The 17557-nt window shown below is 61.8% G+C and carries 18 protein-coding genes; 2 read left to right on the plus strand and 16 right to left on the minus strand.

Annotation, left to right across the window (positions count from 1 at the left end; translation table 11 throughout):
• Positions 1 to 61: 61 nt before the first annotated feature.
• Entirely contained in the window at positions 62 to 484 is a 423-nt protein-coding gene (locus ACZ9AQ_RS02080) for a CoA-binding protein (RefSeq protein WP_429201113.1), read from the minus strand.
• A gap of 111 nt (positions 485 to 595) precedes the next feature.
• Here ACZ9AQ_RS02080 and ACZ9AQ_RS02085 point away from each other — a divergent pair, with 111 nt between their 5' ends.
• On the plus strand, positions 596 to 1222 hold the full coding sequence (locus ACZ9AQ_RS02085; RefSeq protein WP_429201111.1) for a peptidoglycan recognition protein family protein: 627 nt from the start codon (positions 596 to 598) through the stop codon (positions 1220 to 1222).
• Positions 1223 to 1246: 24 nt separating this feature from the next.
• On the opposite strand, the gene ACZ9AQ_RS02090 is transcribed toward ACZ9AQ_RS02085, so the two are convergent.
• From ACZ9AQ_RS02090 to ACZ9AQ_RS02160, 15 genes are all read right to left on the minus strand, one after another.
• Positions 1247 to 2926 (minus strand): serine hydrolase domain-containing protein, encoded by a 1680-nt coding sequence (locus ACZ9AQ_RS02090; protein WP_429201110.1) that lies wholly within the window; start codon positions 2924 to 2926, stop codon positions 1247 to 1249.
• 170 nt (positions 2927 to 3096) lie between these two features.
• Positions 3097 to 3519: a F0F1 ATP synthase subunit epsilon gene (locus ACZ9AQ_RS02095; protein ID WP_429201108.1), complete on the minus strand. Its 423-nt coding sequence runs from the start codon at positions 3517 to 3519 to the stop codon at positions 3097 to 3099.
• Positions 3520 to 3542: 23 nt separating this feature from the next.
• A complete protein-coding gene (gene atpD / locus ACZ9AQ_RS02100; RefSeq protein ID WP_429201106.1) occupies positions 3543 to 4946 on the minus strand; it encodes a F0F1 ATP synthase subunit beta in 1404 nt (467 codons plus the stop codon).
• Positions 4947 to 5003: 57 nt separating this feature from the next.
• A complete protein-coding gene (gene atpG, locus ACZ9AQ_RS02105) occupies positions 5004 to 5879 on the minus strand; it encodes a F0F1 ATP synthase subunit gamma (RefSeq protein WP_429201104.1) in 876 nt (291 codons plus the stop codon).
• A gap of 56 nt (positions 5880 to 5935) precedes the next feature.
• Positions 5936 to 7477, minus strand: coding sequence for a F0F1 ATP synthase subunit alpha (gene atpA, locus ACZ9AQ_RS02110; protein WP_429201102.1), 1542 nt, complete (start codon positions 7475 to 7477; stop codon positions 5936 to 5938).
• A 78-nt stretch (positions 7478 to 7555) separates the two neighbouring features.
• On the minus strand, positions 7556 to 8089 hold the full coding sequence (locus tag ACZ9AQ_RS02115; protein ID WP_429201100.1) for a F0F1 ATP synthase subunit delta: 534 nt from the start codon (positions 8087 to 8089) through the stop codon (positions 7556 to 7558).
• A gap of 2 nt (positions 8090 to 8091) precedes the next feature.
• Positions 8092 to 8562, minus strand: coding sequence for a F0F1 ATP synthase subunit B (locus tag ACZ9AQ_RS02120; protein WP_429201098.1), 471 nt, complete (start codon positions 8560 to 8562; stop codon positions 8092 to 8094).
• A gap of 76 nt (positions 8563 to 8638) precedes the next feature.
• A complete protein-coding gene (gene atpE, locus ACZ9AQ_RS02125; RefSeq protein WP_429201096.1) occupies positions 8639 to 8890 on the minus strand; it encodes a F0F1 ATP synthase subunit C in 252 nt (83 codons plus the stop codon).
• Positions 8891 to 8976: 86 nt separating this feature from the next.
• Entirely contained in the window at positions 8977 to 9810 is an 834-nt protein-coding gene (gene atpB / locus ACZ9AQ_RS02130) for a F0F1 ATP synthase subunit A (protein ID WP_429201094.1), read from the minus strand.
• Positions 9811 to 9814: 4 nt separating this feature from the next.
• Entirely contained in the window at positions 9815 to 10150 is a 336-nt protein-coding gene (locus tag ACZ9AQ_RS02135; protein ID WP_040774964.1) for an ATP synthase subunit I, read from the minus strand.
• 435 nt (positions 10151 to 10585) lie between these two features.
• Positions 10586 to 11476 (minus strand): ParB/RepB/Spo0J family partition protein, encoded by an 891-nt coding sequence (locus ACZ9AQ_RS02140; RefSeq protein WP_429201093.1) that lies wholly within the window; start codon positions 11474 to 11476, stop codon positions 10586 to 10588.
• A gap of 23 nt (positions 11477 to 11499) precedes the next feature.
• Positions 11500 to 12270 carry a ParA family protein gene (locus ACZ9AQ_RS02145; protein WP_429201091.1) on the minus strand — a complete coding sequence of 257 codons (771 nt, stop codon included), beginning with the start codon at positions 12268 to 12270 and terminating at the stop codon, positions 11500 to 11502.
• Positions 12271 to 12401: 131 nt separating this feature from the next.
• Complete coding sequence (gene rsmG / locus ACZ9AQ_RS02150) at positions 12402 to 13052, minus strand: 16S rRNA (guanine(527)-N(7))-methyltransferase RsmG (RefSeq protein ID WP_429201089.1); 651 nt, start codon at positions 13050 to 13052, stop codon at positions 12402 to 12404.
• On the minus strand, positions 13049 to 14980 hold the full coding sequence (mnmG, locus tag ACZ9AQ_RS02155) for a tRNA uridine-5-carboxymethylaminomethyl(34) synthesis enzyme MnmG (protein ID WP_429201087.1): 1932 nt from the start codon (positions 14978 to 14980) through the stop codon (positions 13049 to 13051). The genes rsmG and mnmG overlap by 4 nt, the downstream gene beginning before the upstream one ends.
• 194 nt (positions 14981 to 15174) lie before the next feature.
• Positions 15175 to 15945, minus strand: coding sequence for a sulfite exporter TauE/SafE family protein (locus ACZ9AQ_RS02160; protein WP_429201085.1), 771 nt, complete (start codon positions 15943 to 15945; stop codon positions 15175 to 15177).
• A gap of 1213 nt (positions 15946 to 17158) precedes the next feature.
• Between ACZ9AQ_RS02160 and ACZ9AQ_RS02165 the strand changes: the two genes are divergently transcribed.
• On the plus strand, positions 17159 to 17392 hold the full coding sequence (locus ACZ9AQ_RS02165) for a hypothetical protein (protein WP_429201083.1): 234 nt from the start codon (positions 17159 to 17161) through the stop codon (positions 17390 to 17392).
• Positions 17393 to 17557 lie beyond the last annotated feature (165 nt).

Here is a 17557-nt window from a genome sequence, read left to right on the forward strand (position 1 = left end):
TGACGGGGTTGAGGTGCGTCGATTGTAGCGCAAGCGGCAACCCCGGCGGCCAACGCTTTTCTCACCCTTCCAGGCCGCGGTGCTCGATCTTGATGCAGTGGTTCATGACCACGTCCAGCCCGGCGGCGCGCGCCAGGTCGGCGGCGGCCTGGTTCTCGATGTCGAGCTGCATCCACAGGCAGCCGGCGCGCACGGCGATCGCCTCGCGCGCGATCGGGCCGATGTCCTCGGATTTGCGGAAGCAGTCGACGATGTCGATCTGCTGGCCGCTGGCCGCGAGCGAGTCGGCCGCCTCCTGCAAGGTGGCGTAGACGGTCTCGCCGTGGATGGCCTGGCCGGCGTAGCTCGGGTTGACGGGCAGGATGCGGTAACCGTTGCGCTGCAAGTAGGCGCCCACTTCGTTGCTGGCGCGGTCTTCCTTGTTCGACATGCCGACGATGGCGACAGTCTTGCTGTCGCGGAGGATCTGGGCGATCGTTCTCATGCTGCCTCATGATGTTGTTGTCGTTGCAGCCAGCTTATCAGTTTGTATGCACTGGCGCTGCACGGTCAAACGTGGAAAGATGGCGGCTCATCCATCCTGAATGCCTTCAACATGCGCTTCGGACCTGTTTCGCGTATCGGCGCCCTGGTTGCGCTGGCCCTCTCGATCGCCGGCGCGCACGGCGCCGGCTCCCTGCCGGACGTCGAACGCGCCATCGTGCCGGTGGCCGGCTGGGGCGGCACGGCGGCCGATGCGACCAAGGCGCGCCGCCACCAGATCACCCACATCACCTTGCACCACCAGGGCGAACCGTTCAAGCCGGGCACCGATCCGCACGCCTACCTGCGCCGCCTGCAGGCCTGGTCGCGGCTTGATAAAGGCTGGCTCGACATCCCCTACCACTACGTGATCGACCTCGATGGCCGCATCTACGGCGCGCGCGACATCGCCTATGCCGGCGACACCAATACCGACTACGACCCGAAGGGCCACGCGTTGATCGAGGTGGTCGGCAATTTCGAGGAGGTGGAGCCGAACCAGCAGCAGCTCGATGCGGTGGTGCGCCTGATGGCGATGCTGGCCGCGAAGCACCGGGTCCCGCTGGACGCTATCGGGAGCCACCGCGATTATTCGGACAAGACCGTGTGCCCGGGCGAACACCTGTACCGCTACGTGAAGGATGATTACTTCAGGCACCAGGTGGCCTTGCGACTGGCGCAGGCGCAGGCCGCGAACTAAGCGCCCGGCCTGCTCAGTGAGCGCTTACTGCACGCGCGCGCCGCGCGTGACCTGGCCGTTCTGGTGCAAGACGACCACTGGCGCGCCATCGGCGGCTTGCTCGAACCGGAGTTCCGCATTCACGTCGCGCGAGAAGAACACGTTCTCGCTGGCCGGGAAGATCTCGACCTGCCGCTGTCCGGTCGCCTGCGCGTAATAGCGTTCGCCCGCGCGGCTGACCGTGATCGTGAACTGCGGCGCGAGCTGGTAGGCGCCGGCGCGCGCATCGAAGCCGGCGTTGTCGATCTTGACCGCCTGCCGTTCGGCGGGCGCGTCGCCAACGCGCTCATTGCGCACCCGCTCGCCTGCGTTGTCGACCGTGACATGGGTGACTTTGCCCCGCGCATCGCGTCCGAACTCGAAGCGCGCCAGCGTTCCCGGCAGGAAGAAGCCGTTCTTCGAATACGGCGTCAGGGTGCGCGGCGACCGCTCGCCGCGCGCCATCATGAGCTTGCCGTCGCGGCTGGTGAAGGTACGCTTTTCCTGGGCGTCGATCTCATACACGCCGGTGAACGCATCCAGGGCCCCGGCATCGAGCTCGAATGCCTTCGGCTCCATGAACGGCTTGCCCATCGCCAGCGCCGACGCCCGCTTGGCCAGCACCTCCGGATCGGCATTGCCGCTGTCGGCATTGCTCAGCACCGCCACGAAGATCTTCTGCTCCGGCAGGCGCAGCGCATGGGTGCGGAAACCATTGATGCCGCCGCCATGGTCGACCATCGGCGTGCCCTGAAGCGTGCCCACGCTCCAGCCATAACCGTAGCCGGTCGACTTCTCCGGGCTCAGCTTGTAGGGCGTGAAGGCCAGCTTCCAGCTTGCCGGTGTGAGGAGCTTGCCGGATGCGATGGCGGTATCCCATGTCGCCAGGTCGTCCACGGTGGAGACCAGCGCGCCGGCCGCATAGGGCTGGCTCATCGACAGGGGCTGCGCCGGCGCGAACCCTTTCTCCTGCGCGCTGTAGCCGGCCGCGCGCGGTGCGTTCGAACGCTCGACGCCTTCATACGCGGTGTCTTTCATGCCCAGCGGCGTGAAGATGCGCCGTTCCAGGAAGCCGGCGTAAGTCATGCCCGAGACCTTCTCGATGATCGCGCCGAGCAGGAAATAACCGCTGTTGTTGTAGCTGAACGTCGTGCCCGGCTCGAACTCGAGCGGATCGTTCCTGAAGCCGTCGATCATCCGGGCCACGGTGAAGTCTTGCGCCATGGTCGACACGTAATCCGGCTTGCTGGTATAGCTGACGATGCCCGAGGTGTGGGTCAGCAGGTGCTCGACGGTAATGACCTTGCCCTGGGTCGGATAGTCGGGAAAGAAGCGCGTGATGGGATCGTTCAGGGCCAGCTTGCCCTCCTCGGCCAGCATCAGGATCGCCACCGCCGTGAACTGCTTGGTGATCGAGCCCAGGCGCAGCACGGTGCCGGGCGTCAGCGGCGTCCTGGCGGCCACATCGGCGGCGCCATAGGCTTTTCGGAACACCGTCTTGCCGTCCTTGACCACGATGACGGTGGCGCCGGGATCTTCCGCCTTGTACTGGGGCTTGAACAGCGCGTCGAGCTTGCCGGACAGGGATTGCGCCGGGACGGTCTTGGTAGCCGGCTGTTGCGCTTGCGCGAGCACGGGATTGGACAACAGGACGACAGCAACGGCGGCGGCGGAGAGTTTCAGCATGGTCGACTACCCTTCCTGGCGAGTTGTATTCTTGATACTGTAACTCTGCCTTATGGGTAGCGGTGAAAAATGCGACGAACGATTCATCCGGCCCGATGAACTGGGTAAAAGACGGGATATAAAAAAAGGCAGCCCGCAGGCTGCCCCTTTCGATGCCGAGCTTATTGAGCTCAACGGCCTCGCGACCGCAGTTTCTGGATCGCCGCCAGCTGCGCGATCGCGGCGGCCATCTCGGCCTGGGCTTTCGCGTAATCGATGGTCGATTCCTTGTTCAGCATCAGCTCTTCGGCCTGCTTCTTGGCCTCGGTCGCTTTCGCTTCGTCCAGGTCGGCGCCGCGGATCGCGGTGTCGGCCAGCACGGTCACGCCGTTCGGCTGCACTTCGAGGATACCGCCGGCGACGAAGACGAACTCTTCGCCGCCGCCGGCCACCTGGATGCGCACGGCGCCCGGGCGGATGCGCGTGATCAAGGGGGTGTGCTTCGGGTAGATACCCAGCTCACCCGCTTCACCCGGCAACGCGACGAATTCGGCCTGGCCGGAGAAGATCTGCTCTTCGGCCGAGACTACGTCAACGAGAAATGTGTTTGCCATGTGTGTCCTTTAGTGGAACCGACTTAGGCAGCCAGTTTCTTGGCTTTCTCGATTGCCTCTTCGATCGTGCCGACCATGTAGAACGCTTGCTCCGGCAGGTGATCCAGTTCGCCCGATGCGATCATCTTGAAGCCCTTGATCGTGTCTTTCAGCGAAACGTACTTGCCTGGGGCGCCGGTGAAGACTTCGGCGACGTGGAACGGCTGCGACAGGAAACGCTGCATCTTGCGAGCGCGTGCGACGACCAGCTTGTCTTCCGGCGCCAGTTCGTCCATGCCCAGAATCGCGATGATGTCACGCAGTTCCTTGTAGCGCTGCAGGGTGCCCTGCACGGCGCGCGCGGTTGCGTAGTGCTCTTCGCCGACGACCAGCGGGTCCAGCTGGCGCGAGGTCGAATCGAGCGGGTCGACCGCAGGGTAGATACCCAGCGAAGCGATGTCACGCGACAGAACGACGGTCGAGTCCAGGTGGGCGAAGGTGGTGGCAGGCGACGGGTCGGTCAAGTCATCCGCAGGGACGTAGACGGCCTGGATCGAGGTGATCGAACCGGTCTTGGTCGAGGTGATGCGCTCTTGCAGGCGGCCCATCTCTTCGGCCAGGGTCGGCTGGTAGCCCACCGCCGACGGCATACGGCCCAGCAGTGCCGAGACTTCGGTACCGGCCAGGGTGTAACGGTAGATGTTGTCGACGAAGAACAGAACGTCCTTGCCTTCGTCACGGAACGCTTCCGCCATGGTCAGGCCGGTCAGCGCGACGCGCAGACGGTTGCCTGGTGGTTCGTTCATCTGACCGTAGACCATCGCCACTTTCGAGTTGGCCGGGTTTTCCAGGTCGACGACCTTTGCATCGGCCATCTCGTGGTAGAAGTCGTTACCTTCACGGGTACGCTCACCCACGCCGGCGAACACGGACAGACCCGAGTGTGCCTTGGCGATGTTGTTGATCAGTTCCATCATGTTGACGGTCTTGCCGACGCCGGCGCCGCCGAACAGGCCGACCTTGCCGCCCTTGGCGAACGGGCAGACCAGGTCGATGACCTTGATGCCGGTTTCCAGCAGGTCGGTCGACGGCGACAGTTCGTCGTAGGCCGGCGCATCGCGGTGGATCGATGCCATGCGCTCGTGGCTGACTGGACCGCATTCGTCGATCGGGTTGCCCAGCACGTCCATGATACGGCCCAGGGTCGGCACGCCGACGGGAACCATGATCGGCTTGCCGGTGTTCTGGATCATCATGCCGCGACGCAGGCCTTCCGAGCTGCCCAGAGCAATGGTACGGACCACGCCGTCGCCCAGCTGCTGCTGGACTTCCAGGGTCAGTTCGGAGCCTGCCATTTTCAGTGCGTCGTACACTTTCGGCATAGCGTTACGCGGAAATTCCACGTCAACCACGGCGCCGATACACTGAACGATTTTGCCATCAGCCATGTTCGTTCCTTCAGATATATATAGTTAGATTCTTATGCTTGATCGCGGGAGCAACCGTTAGACGGCTGCTGCGCCCGACACGATCTCGGAGAGTTCTTTGGTAATCGCAGCCTGGCGGGTCTTGTTGTAGACCAGCTTCAGGTCGCTGATGACGCTGCCGGCGTTATCGCTCGCGGCCTTCATCGCGACCATGCGCGCCGATTGCTCGGACGCCAGGTTTTCCGCCACTGCCTGGTACACCAGCGCTTCCACATAACGCACCAGCAGCTCGTCGATGACGACTTGCGCTTCCGGTTCGTAGATGTAGTCCCAGCCGTGGGCGCCTGCATCGGCCACCAGCGCTTTCGCCGGCAGCGGGAGCAGTTGCTCGACCATCGTTTCCTGCTTCATCGTGTTGATGAACTTGGTGTAGCACAGGTAGACGGCATCGAGCTTGCCTTCCTGGTACGCGTCCAGCATCACTTTGACCGGTCCGATCAGCTTGTCCAGTTGCGGTGCATCGCCCAGCTGGGTCGCTTGCGAGACCAGCTTCATGCCGACGCGGTTCAGGAAGCCCAGGCCCTTGTTGCCGATGGCGACTGCCTCGACACGGTTGCCCAGTTGCTCCTGCTCACGCGCCTTCTGCGTTACCTGGCGCAGGATGTTGGTGTTCATGCCGCCGCACAGACCCTTGTCGGTCGTGATGACGATGAAACCCACTGCCTTTGCCGACACGCCCTTGGCTTGCGCCATGAATGCGTGCGTGTACTCCGGGTTTGCGCCCGCCAGATTGGCGGTGATGTTACGAACCTTGTCACTGTAGGGACGGGCGGCGCGCATGCGATCCTGCGCTTTGCGCATTTTCGATGCGGCGACCATTTCCATCGCCTTGGTGATCTTCTTCGTATTCTCTACGCTCTTGATCTTGCCACGAATCTCTTTGCCTGCTGCCATGAGTCCTCACTCCTTCCGGGCACCGGCGCCGCCCGCAGGCGGCGCCGGTCCATCAATTAATATGCGCCGGATTTCTTGAAATCAGCAATGGCGGCGGCGAGCAGTGCTTCGCTGTCCTTGTCCAGTTGCTTGGTTTCGTCGATCTTCGACAGCAGGGACGCGTGACCCGACTTCAGGAAAGCATGCAGACCGTGCTCGAACGGCAGCACTTTCTTGACTTCGATATCGTCCAGGTAGCCCTTGTTGACGGCGAACAGCGACGCGGCCATCAGCGAGGTCGACAGCGGCGAGAACTGCGGCTGCTTGAGCAGCTCGGTCACGCGCGCGCCGCGGTCCAGCTGCTTGCGGGTCGATTCGTCCAGGTCCGATGCGAACTGCGCGAACGCAGCCAGTTCACGGTACTGCGCCAGGTCGGTACGGATACCGCCCGACAGGCCCTTGATGACCTTGGTCTGGGCGGCGCCACCGACGCGCGACACCGAGATACCGGCGTTGATCGCAGGACGGATACCAGCGTTGAACAGCGAGGTCTCCAGGAAGATCTGGCCGTCGGTAATCGAAATCACGTTGGTCGGCACGAAGGCCGAGACGTCGCCGGCCTGGGTTTCGATGATCGGCAGTGCGGTCAGCGAACCGGTCTTGCCGGTGACGGCGCCGTTGGTGAACTTCTCGACGTAGTCGGCGTTCACGCGGGCTGCGCGCTCGAGCAGACGGCTGTGCAGGTAGAACACGTCGCCTGGGTAAGCTTCGCGGCCTGGCGGACGGCGCAGCAGCAGCGAAATCTGACGGTAGGCGACGGCCTGCTTCGACAGGTCGTCGTACACGATCAGCGCGTCTTCGCCGCGGTCGCGGAAGTATTCGCCCATCGCGCAGCCCGAGTAGGCCGAGATGTACTGCATGGCGGCCGATTCCGACGCCGATGCGGCCACGACGATGGTGTACTCCATCGCGCCGTGCTGTTCCAGCGAACGCACGATGTTCTTGATGGTCGACGCCTTCTGGCCGATCGCGACGTACACGCAGGTGACGCCTTGACCTTTCTGGTTGATGATCGCATCCACCGCCACGGCCGACTTGCCGGTCTGGCGGTCGCCGATGATCAGCTCACGCTGGCCACGGCCGATCGGCACCATCGCGTCGATCGACTTGATGCCGGTCTGCATAGGCTGCGACACCGATTCACGCGCGATGACGCCTGGCGCGATCTTTTCGATCGGGGCGGTCAGGGTGGTGGCGATCGGACCCTTGCCGTCGATCGGCTGGCCCAGCGCGTTGACCACGCGGCCACGCAGTTCAGGACCGATCGGCACTTCCAGGATACGGCCGGTGGTCTTGACGATGTCGCCTTCCGAGATGTGCTCGTAAGCACCCAGGATGACGGCGCCGACCGAGTCGCGCTCGAGGTTCATCGCCAGGCCGAAGGTGTTGCCTGGGAATTCCAGCATCTCGCCCTGCATCACGTCCGACAGACCGTGGATGCGGCAGATACCGTCGGCGACCGAGATCACGGTGCCCTGGTTGCGGACGTCTGCAGAGCCTTCCAGGCCCTGGATCCGGCTCTTGATCAGCTCGCTGATTTCAGATGGGTTAAGTTGCATGCTTGCTAACTCCAATTATAGTTTCTTGATGCGTAGGGCAAGGGCGGGACGTCGGCCGATGCGAGTGCACACTATCGATCACGAAGCCAGTGCAACGTGCATCCGTTGCAGCTTGGCGCGTACCGAGGTATCGAGCACTTCGTCGCCGACGACCACGCGCACACCACCGATCAGCGAGGGATCCACTGTCACCGTTGGGTTCAGCTTGCGGCCAAATTTCTTTTCCAGCGTGGCGACCAGCCCGTTCAGTTGGTCGGCCGACATCTCGAACGCGCTGAAAATCGTCGCGTCGGCTGCGCCTTCGTTCGCGTTCTTCAGGATCGCGAACTGGGCGCTGATCTCGGGCAGCAGGTTGATGCGGCCGTTTTCGGCCAGCATCGCGATAAAGTTCTTCGCTTCAGGAGTCAAAGGAGCCTTGACCAGCGACGCAATCGTGTCCGCCAGTTGTGCATGCGTGACGTTCGGGTTGCTGGCGAAGGCTTGCACATCGGGATTGGCGCCGATCTGGCCCAGTTCCGACGCGATCGCCGACCACGCATTCATGTCGCCGGATTGGGCGACACGGAACAGCGCTTCGGCGTAAGGGCGGGCGACGGTTGCGAGTTCAGCCATGATCAGAGCTCGGTCGACAGTTGCGACAGCAGGTCGGCGTGGACCGCTGGGTTGACTTCGCGCTTGAGGATCTGCTCGGCGCCGGCAACCGCGAGGGTTGCAACCTGGCCACGCAGTTCTTCGCGCGCGCGGGTCACTTGCTGCTCGGCGTCGGCCTTGGCGGCAGCGATGATGCGTGCGCCTTCTTCGGCAGCGGTTTTCTTCGCTTCTTCGATAATCGCTGCAGCGCGCTTTTCGGCGTCGGCGATACGCTTCTGTACTTCGTCACGGGCGCCGGCCAGTTCGGTCTGGACGCGCTTTTCGGCGGCAGCCAGGTCGGCCTTGCCGCGATCGGCAGCGGCCAGGCCACTTGCGATCTTTGCGGCGCGCTCGTCGAGCGCCTTCATCAGCGGCGGCCACACGAATTTCATCGTGAACAGCGCCAGGATGAAGAACACCACCAGCTGTGCAACCAAGGTGAAATTAAGGTTCACGGGTTTATCCTTCTTACAGAAACACGGATGCCGAACCAGAATCTGGTTCGGCCCTTCAAGACTTCGAGAGCGAGTCTTAGGCGACTGGCGGAACGAATGGGTTGGCGAATGCGAACAGCATTGCGATACCAACACCGATCAGGAACGCCGCGTCGATCAGACCAGCCAGCAGGAACATCTTGGTCTGCAGGGTGTTCATCAGTTCTGGCTGACGTGCAGAAGCTTCCAGGTATTTACCGCCCATCAGAGCGATACCGATACAAGCGCCGATTGCGCCCAGACCGATGATCAAACCGCAAGCCAGTGCAACAAAAGAAAGGTCAGTCATGAAAAACTCCAAAAGTTAAAATTAAAAACTAGATTAAAAACTACAACTTCTTTACAACCACATTCACTCGATGCTTGCGGCTTCGATCAGTGGCCTTCGTGAGCCTGACCGAGGTAAACCAGCGTCAGCATCATGAAGATGAATGCCTGCAGGACCACGATCAGGATGTGGAAGATCGCCCAGATGGAACCGGCAATCACGTGGCCGATGAAACCGAACATCGTTGCGGTTCCGCCCAGCAGTGCGATCAAGAGGAACAGCAGCTCGCCGGCAAACATGTTGCCGAACAGTCGCATACCGAGCGACACCATTTTTGCTGCGTATTCAATGACGTTCAGGAGCAGGTTGAACGGCGCCATCCAGATGCCGAACGGTGCCGAGAACAGCTCGTGGAGCCAGCCGCCGAAGCCCTTGATCTTGATGCCGTAGTAGATCATCAGCAGCAGCACGCCCAGCGACATGCCGATCGGCGCGTTCAGGTCGGCGGTCGGGACCACACGGTGATACGGGAAGATGTGCTCGACGCCGAAGGCGGCGAACAGCCAGGCCCACATGTCGACCGGCAGCAAGTCCAGCGCGTTCATCAGGACGATCCAGACGAACACGGTCAATGCCAGCGGGGCGATGAAGCTGCGGTCGCCGTGCACGATGGTCTTGGCCTGGTCGTCGACCATTTCGAACATCATTTCGACGAATGCCTGGAAACGGCCAGGAACGCCCGACGTCGCCTTGCGCGCGGCGGCCCACATCAACAGGCAGCCGGTCAGGCCCATGGCGATCGACCAGAACAGGGTGTCGTAGTGGATCACCGAAAAATCGACCGGACCCACCTGGTACTGGTTCTTCAGGTGGCCCAGGTGGTGAATGATATATTCGGATGCGGTGGGCGCGTGCGCTGCGCCGTCTACTGGAGTCGCCATGTCGTCATTGCCTAAATAATAAGATGATGTAACTTTTTAGTGCCACGATGATTCCAGCCACCAGTGCTAGCCAGTTTAGATCGTGATACAGCCACGCAGTTGCGCCTAAAAGCGCCAGCGTTAATGCAATCTTTACAAATTCCCAGATGAAAAATGTCGCGGGAGTAGCCGTTCCAGACGCGGACGCGGCGAACAAGCGCACTGCCATGATCCCGTTGGGTACGACACAACACAAACCGCCTAGTACTGCCGAAAACATCGCAGCCCATCCCCCCAGTAGTGCGGCGATCAGGCCGACGACTACCGTTGCTATCAACTGCAGGGAAACGATGCGTAGCATATTTTTTTAGCTCTTGCGCTAGCGCATTTTGGACGTACTACGAGGTGATAATTACAAGAATCGCCGGAATTATAAGTGGTTATACGGACGTGAGTCAAACGATTCCACACTTATAACTGGGACGAATAGTTGGCGAAAATGTGACACGATGCCGACGGATAGCACAATATTTTCAGCTACTTAAGCTCAGATCGTGTATAGAGGGGTATGTGACAATTGCGCGGTTTTACGTAGCGCGCAGGCCGCGCCGGCCGCTGCGCGAGTTGATAGCGCTAACGCGAATTCACGCGAATTCACGCGCGCTAATGCGCGTCAGGCGGCCCGCCAGATAACCGGCCGCCTGGTGACGCCACCCCATGCGAACAGGTGGCGTCCCTGTTTTAACGCGCGCAGACGCGCGAGCACCTTTTACGCGCGCAGACGCGCGAGCACCTTTTACGCGCGCAGACGCGCGAGCACCCCTTCCAGGATATCCAGGTCGGCGAAGTCGATGATCATCTGGCCCCTGCCTTTCGCGCCCATCTTGAACAGCACCGGCGTCGCCAGCTTGTCGGACAATTCTTCTTCGAGGCGTACGATGTCGCCCGGCTTGTCCTTCGCGCGCGAAGACTGGGCCGGCGCCTGTTGTTCCTCGAGCGCGCGCGCCACCAGCTTCTCGGTCTCGCGTACCGACAGGCGCCGGGCGATGACGTGATTGGCCAGCGCGATCTGGTGCGCGCTATCGACCGCCAGCAAGGCCCTGGCATGACCCATGTCGATATCCCCCGCCATCAGCATGGTCTGCACCGGCTGTGCGAGGTTAATCAGGCGCAGCAGGTTCGACACCGCGCTGCGCGAGCGGCCAACCGCCCCGGCCGCCTGCTCGTGCGTGAAATTGAAGTCCGAGATCAGGCGCTGGATGCCCTGCGCCTCCTCGAGCGGGTTCAGGTCTTCGCGCTGCATGTTTTCGATCAGGGCCATGGCGGCCGCGGCCTGGTCGTCGACGTCGCGCACCAGCACCGGGATCTCTTCCAGGCCCGCCATCTGCGCCGCGCGGAAGCGTCGCTCGCCGGCGATGATCTCGTACGGCGCGCCGCCACCCGCGGTGCTCCCCTGTTGCAGCGGACGCACCAGCACCGGCTGCATGATGCCCTGGGTCTTGATCGAGGCGGCCAGCTCGGACAGGCTCACCTCGTCCATGCGGGTGCGCGGCTGATACTTGCCGGCCTGGATCTGGGTGACCGCCAGGACCGAAGGCAGGTTGCTTGCGGCGGGCGCGGCATCCATGTCGCCGCCGAGCAGGGCGTCGAGCCCTCGGCCCAGTCCCTTGAGTTTTTTGGTTGCCATTGTTGTGTCAGCTCTCTTGATGATTACATGGTCTTGATGCGCTGGACCATTTCTGCGCCGAAGGCGATGTAGGCCTGCGCGCCTTTCGACGCGGGATCGAAGGTCACGCCGGGGATGCCGTAGGACGGCGCTTCGGCCAGGCGGACGTTGCGCGGGATAATGGTCTTGAACACTTTGTCGCCGAAGTGTTGCTCGAGCTGGCTCGACACCTGCTGCGACAGGGTCATGCGCGGGTCGAACATCACCCGCAACAGGCCGATGATCTTGAGGTCGGTGTTCAGGTTGGCGTGCACCTTCTTGATCGTGTTGACCAGGTCCGACAGGCCCTCGAGCGCGTAGTATTCGCACTGCATCGGGATGATCACGCCATGCGCGGCGCACAGGCCATTGAGCGTGAGCAGCGACAGCGCGGGCGGGCAATCGATCAGGATGAAGTCGTAGTCGGCGTCGACCGCGGCCAGCGCGTCCTTGAGGCGCCGCTCGCGGTTCTCGAGCGACACCATCTCGACTTCGGCGCCGGCCAGCTCGCGGTTGGCGGGCAGCACGTCGAAGCGCCCCGCCTCGGAGCGCACGCGGGCGCCAGGCACGTCCGACTCGCCCAGCAGCACCTGATAGATCGACGATTCGAGCGCCGCCTTGTTGATGCCGGCGCCCATGGTCGCATTGCCCTGCGGGTCGAGGTCGACCAGCAGCACGCGCTGGTCCAGTTTTGCCAGGCCTGCCGACAGGTTGACGGAGGTGGTGGTCTTGCCTACCCCACCCTTCTGGTTCGCAACGCAAAAAATCTTCGCCATCTATTCTCTTTCCTGAAAGCGGCTACAAGACGCCATACCGTTCATACCGTACAAACCATTTGAATGATTCATACTGAATAAACGATATAAACGATTTATACGGTTTATACGGTTACTACGATTACTATCGTTTAAGCAGTTCGCTCGATGAACACGAGATGGCGCTCCGCCCCCAGCCTTGGCACGTTCAGTGGCTGCAAATCGCTCACTTTCCAGTCGCGCGGCAGCCGTTCGCGTTCCTCGCTCGGCGCTACGCCTTTCAGGGCGATGAATTTGCCGCCCTGTGCCAGCAGGTGTCCCGACCAATTGACGAAATCGGACAGGTCGGCGAAGGCGCGCGAGGTGATGACATCGAATTTATCGCTCACGACCAGGTCTTGCACCTTCATCGTGTGCACCGTCACGTTGGCCAGGCCCAGTTCGGCCTTCACTTGCGTGAGGAAGGCGGTTTTCTTGTGCACGGTGTCGATCATCGCCACTTTCATGGCGGGCCGCGTGATGGCCAGCACGATGCCCGGCAATCCGCCCCCCGCGCCCACGTCCAGCACGTTGTGCGCGTGTTTGAATGCCGGCAGCGCGGCCAGCGAGTCGAGCAGGTGGTGGGTCACCATCTGCGCCGGGTCGCGCAGCGACGTCAGGTTGTACACCGCATTCCATTTGTGCATCAGCTGCAGGTAGGCCATCAGCCTGCCCTGCTGTTCTGGCGTCACGTCCAGGCCCATCTCGGCGACGCCGTCGGCCAGCACCCTGGCCAGTGCATCGCGGTCGAACGCATACCTCATTGCGCCGCCTCCGACGTGGTCGGCGCAAAACCCTTGGCGCCGCGTTTCTTCAGGTGCACCAGCAGCAGCGAGATCGCCGCCGGGGTGACGCCCGAGATGCGCGACGCCTGGCCCAGGGTTTCGGGCCGCTGCTTGTCGAGCTTCTGGCGCACCTCGAACGACAGGGCCGCAATCTCGAGGTAATTCAGGTTTTCGGGCAGCTTCAGGTTTTCGTAGTGGTCGTGCCGCTCGACTTCACGTGCCTGGCGATCGATGTAGCCCGAATACTTGAGCTGGATCTCCACCTGTTCCTTCACGGCCGGATCCGCGACGCCGGGGCCGGCCAGCGGCTGGCCCTCGCTGCCCTGCATCGTCATCAGGGTGTCGTACGCGACGCCCGGCCTTCTCAGCAGGTCGGCCAGGTTGTACTCGCGTTCGAGCGCCTGCCCCACCACGCGTTCCGATTCGGCCGCGGCCAGGATGCGCGGGTTGACCCAAGTTGCTTTCAGGCGTTCCAGTTCACGGGCGACGGATTCGCGCTTGATCTCGAACGCCTGCCAGCGCGCGTCGTCGACGATGCCCAGCTGGCGGCCGATCTCGGTCAGGCGCATGTCGGCATTGTCCTCGCGCAGCGACAGGCGGTATTCGGCGCGGCTGGTGAACATGCGATAGGGCTCGGCGACGCCCTGCGTGGTGAGGTCGTCGACCAGCACGCCCAGGTAGGCTTCGGAGCGGCCCGGCGTCCAGGCATCCTTTCCCTGGGTCTGCAGCGCGGCGTTCAGGCCCGCCAGCAGACCCTGGGCGGCGGCTTCTTCGTAGCCGGTGGTGCCGTTGATCTGGCCGGCGAAGAACAGGCCCTTGATCGCCTTCGTCTCGAGCGACGCCTTCAGGCCGCGCGGGTCGAAGTAGTCGTATTCGATCGCATAGCCGGGACGCAGGATGAAGGCGTTCTCCATGCCGCGCATCGAGCGCACCAGCGCCAGCTGTACGTCGAACGGCAGGCTGGTCGAGATCCCGTTGGGGTAGAACTCGTTGGTGGTCAAGCCTTCCGGCTCGAGGAAGATCTGGTGCGACTCTTTCGAGGCGAAGCGGTGGATCTTGTCCTCGATCGACGGGCAGTAGCGCGGGCCGACGCCTTCGATGACGCCGGTGTACATCGGGCTGCGGTCCAGGCCAGCGCGGATGATGTCGTGGGTACGCTCGTTGGTATGCGTCACCCAGCACGGCACCTGGCGCGGATGCATCGCCACATTGCCCATATAGGAGAACACCGGAACCGGATCAAGGTCGCCCGGCTGTTCGGTCAGCACCGAGAAGTCGATGCTGCGGCCGTCGATGCGCGGCGGCGTGCCCGTCTTGAGGCGCCCCTGCGGCAGCTTGAGTTCCTTCAGGCGCGCGGAGAGCGACATCGCCGGCGGGTCGCCCGCACGGCCGCCCGAGTAGTTCTGCAAGCCGACGTGGATCTTCCCGTCCAGGAACGTGCCGGCGGTGAGCACCACGGCGCGGGCACGGAACTTGACGCCCACCTGGGTGACGGCGCCGACCACGCGGTCACCCTCCACCATCAGGTCGTCCACCGCCTGCTGGAATAGCCACAGGTTCGGCTGGTTTTCCAGGCGCGAGCGGATCGCCGCCTTGTACAGCACGCGGTCGGCCTGGGCGCGGGTGGCGCGCACGGCCGGGCCCTTGGACGAGTTCAGGATGCGGAACTGGATGCCCGCCTCGTCGGTCGCGATGGCCATGGCGCCGCCGAGGGCGTCGACTTCCTTGACCAGGTGACCCTTGCCGATACCGCCGATCGACGGATTGCACGACATGGCGCCAAGGGTTTCGATATTGTGGGTCAGCAGCAGGGTCTTTTGACCGGTGCGTGCGGACGCGAGTGCCGCCTCGGTGCCGGCATGGCCGCCGCCGACGACGATGACGTCGAATTCAGTAGGAAATAGCATGATGGGGTGTGGAGCGAGGAGACGATGCGCGATTATAGATTCTTTTTTCTTGCTGGACTCTGCATGGGTCTGAAAACGACAGATTTTGTTTCACGTGAAACCTTGGCCGGTAGTTCTTGCCAATGTGTTTCACGTGGAACACGGCAAAAAAAACCGGGGCAGACCCCGGCTTGGATGTTCCACGTGGAACAGTCTTACCAACCCAACTTTGTGAACGAATCGTAGGCTGTCTTTACAATCAGCGCCGACACCACGAGCAGGAACAGCTTGCGCACAAAACCGCTTCCATGCTTCAAGGCCAGCCTGGTGCCGATCAGGGAACCGGCGATCTGGCATCCCGCCATCAGCAGACCCAGTTGCCACAACAGATGGCCGCTGTAGCCGAACCACATCAGCGCCGACAGATTGCAGGCGACATTGACGACCTTGGCCGCAGCTGACGCGCTCAGGAAATCGAAGCCGAAGAAGCGGACGAACAGGAACAGCAAGAAGCTGCCGGTGCCCGGTCCGAAAAAACCATCGTAAAAACCGATGGCGGCGCCGATGCCGATCGCCCAGTAGCGCTCGGCCATGCCGCTATGCATCGGCGCGTGCACCGCGCCGAGATCCTTCTTCATGAACGTATACACGGCGACTGCCACCAGCACGAACGGCAGCAGTGCGCGCACGAAATCGGCCGGCACCCGGGTCACGGTCCAGGCGCCGGCGAAGGACAGGGCAAACGCGGCGATGGCTGCCGGCGCCGCGGTGCTCCACGCGACCCGCACCCGGCGCGCGTAACTGGCGGCGGCCGAACCGGTGCCGAAAATCGCTGCGAGCTTGTTGGTGCCCAGGATGGTTGCCGGCGCTTCTCTCGGCAACAGGGAGAACATGGCAGGAAGCTGGATCAGGCCGCCGCCACCGACAACGGCATCGACCAGGCCGGCGGCAAAGGCGGCGCCGCCGAGCCACACTACATCGATCATGGGAGACTTTCGGGCGAAGTGCAGAGCCAATATTTTACGGCAAGCAAGCTCGTCCAGCGCGGCTCAGCCCTTCCCGTTCAGCCCTTGCCGCTCGAGCTCTTTTCCGGCGCGAGTCATACCGGCGAAACCGCTGCCTTCGAACGCACGCCCAATGAATTGCGCTCAATGGCGAGGCGGCTGGGACTGCGCATCCAGGCGCTGCAGTACACAAGCGAGCACGCAGTTGACGGCGCCAGCGCTGACGTCGTGCGGCATCCCGGTCTCGCCGGTGCCGCGCAGGTCGGGAGCGGCGACGCGAACCACCCACCGCGGCCAGGGCAGAGATCTCACACCAAACCGCATCGGCATTCCGGAACGCCATGGAGGAACACGGCTGCCGGGCCCACACCGGCAGTGATGTCATGCATGTCTCGAGCCAGTGACCCTGGGACAGCGATACGACGTGCCTCGTTTCGCCGCATCTCTGTCGATGCACGGTTCGATGCCCGACTCGATGTGAAGCAGCTTACCAGAACGTAAACGCCTGTCCAGAGCCCATCTGTGGATAAGCTACTTGATATCCACAGGTATCGTTTGTGCAAAACTCCTCTTTTTTGCACAGGCAAAAATCTTGTCCAGATTTGCCACCAAGCAGTTTTCTCACCAGTGCACGGGCTTATCCTTGATCTACACCCCTGATTTATCGATCATTAATCGGCTTATCCACAGAGACCTGCCACCGTTAACTACTACTATCATTCTTGTATACAGATCTTGGTTGTAAACCTGACGAGCTTTTTTAAAAAAAAATTTTGCCCGATCGTGGTAAATCCGCGAAGAGCGATTCTGCCTACCGACGCTGCCAGCCATCTCGACAGTGCGCTCCGCGCGCAGCTCGCAGACTGACAACCGTCTTCAATCATCTGGCCGCTGTGGAAAACCGCAGGCATATCCACAGGATGGAATGTGCAGAAACCCCTGTCTTATGCAGACAAGCAATTTCTATCCAACTTTCCTACAGCGCCAGCACAAGTGTTTTCCCACCGCTTTACTCGACCGTAAACCACTGATGTTGTGGAAAGAATTGTTCTTATCCACAGAGAGGCGTGCGTTTACTACTACTATCATTTTGTATACAAGCCTTTAGATACAACAATATAGAAAAGTCGCGCCTTCAGCGCTTCCAGCCGCCCCTCGTTGCCGCACGCGACCCAATGCATGCAAAAAAATCGGTATGCACGCGCACCTGGTCACCGTGAACGCACCGGTGCCTGCCGCCGCAGTCCAGGCAGCAAGACCACCGCCAAGCCTGCAGAACCGTAAAAACAGGATCCGGGCTGTGGAAAAGCCGCTGCATATCCACAGCATCAGATGTGCAGAACAGGCCATATTTGCGATTGCCGATTTGTTGTCCCAAAACCGTGCAAGCCACACGCAAGCCTTGTCCATCCTGTATACGACGCCGTAAACCGTTGATACTGTGGAGTAAACCTGTCTTATCCACAGAGAACGTCACGTTTACCTACTACTATCAACCTTGTATACATATCTCTTAATTAAATAAGCAAACACAGCGCAGGCAAAAAAAAGCGTCTTCCAGGACAGGCCATTCACCTCGTCCAGCAAGAACCAA

Source organism: Massilia sp. UYP34, assembly GCF_056279385.1.